A 9453-nucleotide genomic window follows, 5' to 3' on the forward strand; every position below is an offset into this window, starting at 1 on the left:
GCATTTGACTACTATTCCCTTGAAATTGTGAAAAATAACAGTTTACGGATTTTTTTATTGTATTCAATTTAAATGGTGATTGAGCCTAGCTTATCTTTGAAAATAATCCAGGTATGGTCATGTAAATTCTCGATAGTATCACTTAATTCAAATGGACAAATTTGTTGTTGGGACCATATTGGTTTGTAGAAGGTGGGTTTACCGTCAAATGATGTCTGTTTTGTATCAGAATCTATCCAATATTTTTGCTTTTGAAAAGCATAAGTTGGAAGGGGAAGATGTTTAGGTTGTACATCTTCATACATTGCAGGCCATGTGATTTGAAAACCATGTTGCCATGCCATACCGATCACGGTGAGTAATTGCTTGAGATCATTTTTTTGCGTGTGACTATTAGTTAAAACATTAATGCTGCTTACTTTCTTTTTATGATGATTGACGATCTCTTTAAGGAATACGTTTAAACTTTGACCAGGACCCACCTCTATAAAAAAAAGATGCTGGTCTTCCAACACAGTTTCAATTCCTTTACAGAATTGTACAGTTTGACGCAAATGTTTATACCAGTAATTCGGATCGGTTGCTTCCTGCGCTGAAAGCCATGTTCCAGTAACATTAGAGATAATAGGGATTTGAGGAGCAGACAGTGTAATATTTGAAAATAAACTTATAAATGGCTTCTGAATTTCTTCCATACTACTACTATGAAACGCATGGCTAACTTTCAACTTTCGAAATAATTTTCCATCCTTCAAAAGAGTTTGTTCTAACTGATGAATGTCAGATGCCTTTCCAGATACTACACAATGATTTATTGAATTATGTAAAGCCAATTCAGCTTGATTCAGATAAGCAGGTAATTCCGATTTCGAACATTCGATTGCTAACATCTCACCAGTTGAAGCACTAGTCATGAGAAGTCCTCTTTGGCATACGACTGCAATAGCATCTTCAAAAGTGAAAATACCTGATAAACAGGCTGCAACGTATTCACCAATACTATGCCCAATGACTGCATCTGGCTTTAAGCCGTAATATATTAACAAATTGGCTAATGCATATTCTATAATAAAGAGGGCGGGTTGAGCATATTGTGTTTGATTTAATCTTTGATCGGATGGATTATTAATAATCTCAAGTAAATCCACCCCCAGATGTGATGAAGCTAACTCAATGCCATGACGTACTAATGAGGCAAAAAAAGGAATTTCATCCATTAACTGAGCCGCCATCTGATGATATTGCATTCCCTGTCCTGGGAACATGAAAACAACATTGTGATGAATATTCTCATCCCAGAAATTCATTTTATTCCGTGAAAATTCCTTTACTATTTCATCCACAGTATTTCCAACACTAAAACATCTCCACTGGAAGGGTTCCCGCCCAGTTTGGAGGGTATATGCAATATCTGCAAAACCAAGTGAATCACCATGTTTAGAATGCTCTAAAAAGTCAGTAAATTTTTCTACATTTTGCTGAAGTGCTGCTTCAGTTTTTGCAGAAAGCACCATTAAGTATTCACTTGCTGTCTCTGCAGTTGGAGGAGCTTGAACATGCTCACTTAAAACCATATGCACATTGGTTCCACCAACCCCAAATGAACTGGTAGCAGCATATCGTTTACTTGTTCCTATCTTCCAATCGACCAATTGTGGGTTAATAAAAAAAGGACTTTCCGCAAAATTAATATTGGGGTTCGGTTTTTCAAAATTTGGCATGGAAGGGATTTTCTTATGGAAGAGACATAGGATTGTTTTAATCAGGCCAGCCATTCCTGCCGCAACATCATTATGTCCAATATTTCCTTTTACAGAACCCAAAGCACAGTATTGTTTATTGTTTGTCTGCTCACGGTATACCGCCGAAAGTGCTTCTATCTCAACAACATCACCTAAAGCCGTAGCTGTACCATGTGCCTCCACATAACCAATTTCATCTGCTTTTACATTAGCTCTAGTTAGTGCTTCACGTATACAGGTCATCTGACCATGCACGCTGGGAGCCGTATATCCTAATTTATCTGAGCCATCATTATTAACGCCAACCCCTTTTATTACTGCATAAACTGTATCGTTATCAGCGAGTGCATCTTCCAGTCTTTTGAGAATAACCACTCCTGCGCCATTAGCAAAGACAGTTCCATTAGCACGACTTTCAAAAGGACGGCACTGTCCATCAGGGGATTCAATACCACCAGGTTGATAAACATAACCATCTATTTGCGGAACCGTAATTGAAACGGCGCCCGCTAATGCAACATCACTGGTTCCCATCATCAACTCTTGACAGGCCTGTGCAACTGCAACTAATCCAGTAGAGCAAGCTGTATTAATATTGATGCTACGTCCTTTCAAATTTAAACGATAAGATACTTGGGTACTTAACATACCCAAGCTACTTGCAATACGTTGCTGGAAACGATCTATCTCTTGACAAAACCAGCTGTTTTTTAACAAATTTTCGTGTAGGTAAGTACTGTCTGCCATACCCGCAAAAACGCTAATTGTTTTGGTTCCCATTTGGCTTGGTACAACACCAGCCTGCTCGATTGCTTCCCATGCACATTCTAGAAAAACACGTTGTTGTGGATCGGCCAAACTAGCATCTATTGGATTGAATCCGAAAAAATTTGCATCAAATTGTTCAACATCAGCCAATATACCTCTAACCGGAACAAAGTGTTTATGCTGTGATTTGTTTGTTCTATGTACTAATTCTTCCTCTGTAAAATGATCCAAACTAACCTTGCTCTGACAAAGATTTTCCCAAAATTCTTGTGGTGAATTTGCATTTGGAAAACGACAACTCATGCCAATAATGGCAATGTCTGAGGAACGCATTGCATGCTGTTCTCTCACAGTCGGTACATCGAGATCACCTTCGAGAAAACGACTCAAGCGATGGATTGTCGGATAAGTTAATAAATCCGATATCTTTAATTCAGCATGAAGTTCATCGTTTATTCTTGCACAGGCTTCTGTCATTAGTAGGGAGTTGGCACCTAATTCGAATAGATTCCTATTAGTTTCAATATTTGAACGATTTAGTAAGTGTTTCCAAATTTTTTTAATAGTTTCTTCGATAGCGCTGGCTGACGAGGTATCGACATGAAATGACAAATCAGTATGGGGTAGTTTATCGAGATTTTTTTTATCAACTTTTCCAACCAATGTCAAAGGCAACTCATCCACAACCACGTATTTTGCGGGTAGCATGTAAGGTGGTAAGTTCAGGCTTAAGAACGCACGAATATCATCGGCATGGTCCACTGATTTTTGGGATGCAAACACAATATAGGCAGTAAGCATCTTATGAAGTCCACCACCAATTTCGACTACAACAGCAGCTAAACTGATCGCCTCGTGCTTCATCAATTCATTTTCAATTTCATTTAAATGTATCCTAAAACCACCTATTTTTACTTGATCATCCAGGCGGCCGAGACATAACAATTTTCCAGAGGGCAGTAATTTAACTCTGTCACCTGTTTTATAAATTCGCTCGTAGGGTTTAATACTTTCGAAAGGATTGGATGTAAATTTTTCTTGATTTTGATTTTCACTATTGTGATAACCAAGTGCTAAATTAACACCACTAATATAGAGTTCGCCTTCAGGGACTTGATTTTTATTTTCATCGAGAATGTAAGTTTTGACGTGTGCTATGGTGTTTCCAATGCTCATGAATTCTTCATCATCAAATTCACTCTTTTCCGTCATAATATGCCGACATGTGAATGTTGTTGCTTCTGTCGGTCCATATCCATTAATAAGCGTTACAGAAAGGTTATTTATTTTTCGATAACTGAGAAATTTTTTTATTAAGACATGATTCACTTGTTCACCACCAAAAATAATCTTCTTGACGGAGTTGAGTGTCTTAGGGAAAGATTTGATTAATTGATGGAAATAGCCTGTAGGTAAAAATAAACAATCAATTTTATGGTTTTGAAGATAAATTTTCAGATCGTTGTAATTTGTTCTTATAGGTGCAGGTATAATTGAAAGAATGGCTCCATTAAGAAAAGCGCTCCAAATTTCAAAGGTACATGCATCAAAAGCAAGGTTACTAAACTGAGCAACTGTAGTGCCTTCGCCGATATCGGCATAATTATCTACTTTAACTAGATTCACTACAGCCTCGTGCGGTATGAGTATGCCTTTAGGTTTTCCTGTAGAGCCAGATGTATACATTAGATAAAGTGGTAAATTTGGATCAATAGTTATTCTGAGATTAGCTTTGGAGTAACTGGTTGATTCCATATGCATATGCTTTATAAGGGCAATGGTGGTGCCTGTTTTATTTAATCGAGTTTTATATTCTTCACTGGTTATTATAAGTTTTGGTTTTGCATCATTGGTTATTTCTTTTAATCTTTTTTGAGGCGCCATTGTATCTAAAGGGACATAAATTGCACCGAGCTTGATGATTGAAAGTATGCAAATCATAAATTCAGCGTTGGGTTCTAAAAGGATAGCTACAAAATCGCCTTGATTAACGCCATTTTTTACCAACCAATGGGCAAATTGATTAGCTTTTTCATTCAATTGCATATAAGAATAATCAACATGCTTATGGTGCAGGGCAATTAGTTGTGGTGTTTTCTCAACTTGCTTTTCAAATAACTCCGTGACACTTTTTTCATATGGATGATTTAACCCATTCACGATAATGCCCCTATCATTTTCAGATATCTAACCGTTGATTATATAAATCTGCGTTTTAACATAAACTAGACGCCATTCAAAAGCATGCCCAGTAAATATTTCATAGTTTAAACTCCTTCTTTGGCCTCGAGTAGAAGATGCTTATCAAGTAATTATTTTTCAGTATCTAATGTATCAACTGCAAGAACTTGCTTATTGGCTTTATTAGCAGAGGATATAACGAATCGTTCAGGCAGGAATTGGGCAAGAATAGACTTTAATACCTCCGACTTTATTGGTTTGGAGAGTACATGGTTCATTCCTGCTTGCTTAGACTCACTTTCTGCTTCGAACAAACCGCGTGCTGTCAAGCCAATTATAGGCTTCGGGGATTTATTTAAACTTTTTTCCCAGACACGAATTTGTCTACCCGATAACCGAGGTAAGCCAATATCGGTAATAATCAAATCAAAATCTTTGGATTTTGCTATTTCGAGCGCATCCTCGCCGTTGGTAACAGAAGTACAATGACATCCTGGTTTTTCTGCATATAGTTCAATCATTTGTAAAGCGATTGAGTTGTCTTCGACAAGCAAAAGGGTGGTGCAAGAAATCTTATTTTTAAGAAGCTCAAGGATACTTGCTTTGCCTGGCACACTTTATCTCCTTTAGTACCAATAACGTACAAAATGGCAGCAAAAATCATTCATTTAACAAATTTTTGGCCAAGTACCAATGGCTGCGTAATATACCACAACAGTTGCCTAAGGAGCCTCCAATATTTTCAATATGGTAACAAAAAATATCTTTCCTTATCTTTTCACCAACCAAGGACAAGCATTTAGGATAAACAAAGTTTGAAAGACTGTTTGTTGGTTTTGTCTTATCGGCTCAGTACAATGCTAAAAAATGCATATAATTCAATAATATCAGTGTGTGCTTATTAAATCAGCACCACCCATTAAGTCTGATTATCTATATTAAAGGATCTTTTACATTATGGTATTTAAAGTATTCAATGATATATCTGTTAATGGAATATGAAGTCTTGCTATACTTTTTTAATCTCAATTAAATGGAATTAATTATGCCAGTTTCTCTGAGTAGATTAAATGCATTAAAGAGCTCAGGTTATAAATATCACTTTACAAACGATATATATATCAATAAGACAGATAAAGTAATTATTAGTAAAGAAGCTATTGAAGATCATGATGATAATTGGCTGAATGAGCGACTAGAAGCTTGTGATGGAAATAGCTGGCTTTTTATTTTTACTAATGGAAGCCCAAGGGACGCAGTAAAAAATAAGATTCTAAAAGATTTAGGATTAATGTAGGTATTTTAATATGGTTAATATGGACGTTGAAAGTCGATTACAATTGGAATATCTAAAGGTAGCTAGTGCGCTTTATAAAGCTAAAGAATATATTGAGATAGAAATTAAGCATACTATCAAAACCCAGCTTTTAGAGGCAGTGCACGCTAATAAAATATTAATCTCATCAAGGGTAAAGGATTGCAACAGTGCGATAACCGCTTTAAAAAAGAAAGAAGAGGGTAGAGTATTCCGTGATGGTAGACAATATTCAATTACTCAATTAAATGATCTCATTGGGCTCAGAATTTCAGTTTTTCCTTTAACACTTTTAGAACTAGTTCAATCACCACTTTTAAGTTATTTGGAAAATAATTTTGAACAGCCGTTCCAAACTGACCATACTACTATAGAAAATTATGATATTTATAAATACAGAGGAATTCATAATCAATTTTCTGAATTTAACTGTGAAATTCAATTAATTCCGATGCTTATCAGTAAATTTTGGGATACTGAGCATGATGTTTTTTACAAACCTGCCAGCCCACACGATGCTCCACCTATGAAGGAAGCATATGATGCTGTTATAAAATCCTTATATAGTTTTGAAAAAACTTATGAGGAAAGCCAATATAAAGCTACTTAAATGTTTATTCTTCTTGTTTGTAGATAGCAGCATAGGCAACTTCCAGTTGTTGCTTTAATTCAGATATTTGCTGTCTTAAATATTTATTTTGGTTAGTAAGAATATCAATTTCTTTATTTTTAAGTCCTAATTGAATTGCCTGATCTTGCATTAGAAGATTATTTTTTGCATCTCTAGCTTTATGGATTAAATCCTTCACTTTAGCCTGTTTATAAAGCCAGGCCTTAGTAACACCAGTAAAATTGGAAACGGAATTAAAATTAATTGAGATGGATTGCTCCTCCATAATTTTCAGCGCCTCAAGAACTTTACTTAACGTTTCTTCACTTTTCTTTCTAGCAGCATCCTTAATACCAGTAGTATCTGGATATTTATTACTCATGCGTATTTTCCAATGTAAAAATAATTGATTTTAGATTACAAGCCACTTCATTATTCATTTCTTCGATGCGTTGCCAGCCATTTTGTTTTGCATTTTCAATAACCTTTGTTGTTTCTTCAAGTTGGGTTTTATGCCTTTCAAGATATTGCTTCGACGTTCTAAAATGTGTGCAAGTGAGACAAGCATTAGCATGGGGACAGCGATTTTGTGTTAAGGGTAGGGAACACATGCCATTAGGTAAAGCCTGGCTCATTATATTCCTTTTAAGCCATTTGGCATGAATTATTTCATCGCCTAGTTTTATCTTGCCTTTTATATCTACTATTTTCTCTTGATACTCAGTAAATGCCTTTTTCATAGTTTCATTATGTATGTGAGCATATCGAGCTGTCATTTCTGGTGATTCATGGCCTAAGTATTGTTGAACCATTACTTGAGGTACTCCAGAGTTAATCATCTGTGTTCCAATAGTATGTCGGAATTGATGCGAGCTAAATTGCCAGATAATGCCATTACTGTCTTTAATATTATGATCTATCGCGAGCTGATTTAATGAGCGGTTTATATGTGGGGCTGAAACAGTAGGGGACTTAGATAAACGTTGGCTGGGGAAAAGATATTTTGATGCCTCGTTTGCTAAAACTAAGTTTTGCTGTGCCTTGATAGCTTCAATACACTCTTTTGATATAGGAATTAAGCGAATACGCTTTAGTTTCTGTTCTTTTACTCGAAGTAATAAATCACCATCTCCATCATGCTCAAGGCAATCGAAACTTAGCGAGCATACCTCACTTATACGTCTTCCTGTTTCCATTAAAACGGTAATAAAATTCTGCATCCATTGAGGGAAGTTATGTAGATGCGCTTTTAGTTGATTAATTACGTGATTACTAATGAACTTAGGTAATTTATTAATATCTCGTGGTAAATCGCTATTATAGATAATGGGTTTTTCTGGCCAATCTAGCCAACCCTCAAGTAGACCAATCTGATGAAATACACGCAAATTAATGAGAATAATTCCCCTTGTCATTGGCTTTAAATTTTTCTGAGTTAAATACTGCATTAAGCCGACAACATGAGAGCGATTTATATTATTTGCAGTAAATGAGCCTTCAATAGTTTTTAAATAATCATCAAAATGATTCAAGCTTCTTATATAACCTCGACACGTAGCAAAACTCTTCGTGGCGGCTTGGAATCTGACGAATTTTTTAGCGGCTTTCTTTAGCCATGGCGTTGTTATTTTTGTAAATTTTATTAAGTAAATTGAATGCGTTACGTCAGGCAAAAGTCCAATATCGGATGCTAACCATTCGTCTTTATCGAATAAAGTATCATGATTTTCTAATGAGCTTTGATTAAGAGTATGTGCTTTCATCAATTTTTCTCCTTGTTGGAGAGAAATTGTTTAAACGCTTGTTTCATCTGTTTGGTATCTATATGCGTATAAATATCTATAGTAGTTTGAACACTTGCATGGCCTAAACGTTTCTGAATAAGAGACATTTCCCAGCCTGATTTGAGTAAATCAGAGGCATGGGAATGGCGCAACATATGAGGACGAACGTATAAATTACATTTTCGGCTTAGCGTAACAAATAACTTTTTAACTACGGAATAATGCAGCGCTTCATATGTTGTAAGATTTATAAACACATATTCGGTGAGTTTATTTTGATCCAAGGTACTGACGTAGCCACTATATAATCCCATGAGCTCATCAGATACTTGTATTATATTAGGAGTAGTTGTTTTATTCCTAACGCCATTTAAATTATTAGAACGATATCTAATATGAATCTCATTATTCCAACAAATTATATCCTCATGTCTTAAAGCTAAGGCTTGTCCTATGCGAATGCCTGTTTCATATAATAAGCACACTAAAAACTGATCTCGGTAATTAGTGCAGGCATTTCTTAATTGAACGAACTGATCTTTAGTAATAGTTTTAGGCGGTTGTATTACCTGTTTTACACTCACAATTCGTCTTTGTGATGGTTTGTTCTTATATATATGATGCAAAAGTGCTTTATATCGATTATTGGGCAAGTTTACTGTTTCAGTAACTTTAACGTCTGTGTTACCAAGTTGGTTATGAAACCGATAAAAGCTAGATAAGCAACCCAGGATAACGTTTATAGTGGCAGGTTTCCTAGCGACTTGGATTTCATGTAAATCGATTATTTGAGCTGTTTCTTTTGATTGTCTTAACCAGCCTACAAATCCAGACAAGCTCGCAAGATTAATAGCTTTCCAATCAAGTTGTTTATCAACTAAGTAATCCCAAAATAATTTCAAGCAATACGCATAGCTTTTCACCGTGCACGGCGATTTGTCTACGTTATTTAGATAGCGAACAAACGAGTTATGCTCGAATCTGGTGTATGTGAAAAATAAATTAGGTGGCGTATCCTGTTGATTGTTCGCCAAGAACATAATCAACAAAAGG

7 protein-coding genes are annotated in these 9453 nt (G+C 35.7%); 2 read left to right on the forward strand and 5 right to left on the reverse strand.

Going from position 1 to position 9453, the window contains the following annotated elements; genetic code table 11:
* Positions 1-68: 68 nt before the first annotated feature.
* Positions 69-4670: a type I polyketide synthase gene (locus Lfee_RS03280; protein ID WP_058443866.1), complete on the reverse strand. Its 4602-nt coding sequence runs from the start codon at positions 4668-4670 to the stop codon at positions 69-71.
* Between the two features lie 152 nt (positions 4671-4822).
* Positions 4823-5305 (reverse strand): response regulator, encoded by a 483-nt coding sequence (locus Lfee_RS03285; RefSeq protein WP_058443867.1) that lies wholly within the window; start codon positions 5303-5305, stop codon positions 4823-4825.
* 431 nt (positions 5306-5736) lie between these two features.
* Between Lfee_RS03285 and Lfee_RS03290 the strand changes: the two genes are divergently transcribed.
* Both Lfee_RS03290 and Lfee_RS03295 read left to right on the forward strand, forming a co-directional pair.
* On the forward strand, positions 5737-5988 hold the full coding sequence (locus Lfee_RS03290; RefSeq protein WP_058443868.1) for a hypothetical protein: 252 nt from the start codon (positions 5737-5739) through the stop codon (positions 5986-5988).
* Between the two features lie 10 nt (positions 5989-5998).
* A complete protein-coding gene (locus Lfee_RS03295) occupies positions 5999-6616 on the forward strand; it encodes a nucleotidyltransferase family protein (RefSeq protein ID WP_058443869.1) in 618 nt (205 codons plus the stop codon).
* Positions 6617-6620: 4 nt separating this feature from the next.
* Here the strand turns inward: Lfee_RS03295 and Lfee_RS03300 are convergent, their stop codons facing one another.
* From Lfee_RS03300 to Lfee_RS03310, 3 genes are all read right to left on the reverse strand, one after another.
* Complete coding sequence (locus tag Lfee_RS03300; RefSeq protein ID WP_058443870.1) at positions 6621-6998, reverse strand: DUF6262 family protein; 378 nt, start codon at positions 6996-6998, stop codon at positions 6621-6623.
* Entirely contained in the window at positions 6991-8379 is a 1389-nt protein-coding gene (locus Lfee_RS03305) for a tyrosine-type recombinase/integrase (protein WP_058443871.1), read from the reverse strand. The genes Lfee_RS03300 and Lfee_RS03305 overlap by 8 nt, the downstream gene beginning before the upstream one ends.
* On the reverse strand, positions 8379-9453 hold a 1075-nt coding region (locus Lfee_RS03310), incomplete at its 5' end, for a tyrosine-type recombinase/integrase (protein ID WP_156413354.1). The genes Lfee_RS03305 and Lfee_RS03310, both read right to left, overlap by 1 nt.

It is taken from the genome of Legionella feeleii (assembly GCF_001467625.1).
Taxonomy (GTDB): Bacteria; Pseudomonadota; Gammaproteobacteria; order Legionellales; family Legionellaceae; genus Tatlockia; species Tatlockia feeleii.

Coding starts and splice junctions, on each gene's coding strand:
- Lfee_RS03305 (WP_058443871.1), bottom strand. CDS start 8,379: ATGAAAGCACATACTCTTAATCAAAGCTCATTAGAAAATCATGATACT.
- Lfee_RS03300 (WP_058443870.1), bottom strand. CDS start 6,998: ATGAGTAATAAATATCCAGATACTACTGGTATTAAGGATGCTGCTAGA.
- Lfee_RS03295 (WP_058443869.1), top strand. CDS start 5,999: ATGGTTAATATGGACGTTGAAAGTCGATTACAATTGGAATATCTAAAG.
- Lfee_RS03290 (WP_058443868.1), top strand. CDS start 5,737: ATGCCAGTTTCTCTGAGTAGATTAAATGCATTAAAGAGCTCAGGTTAT.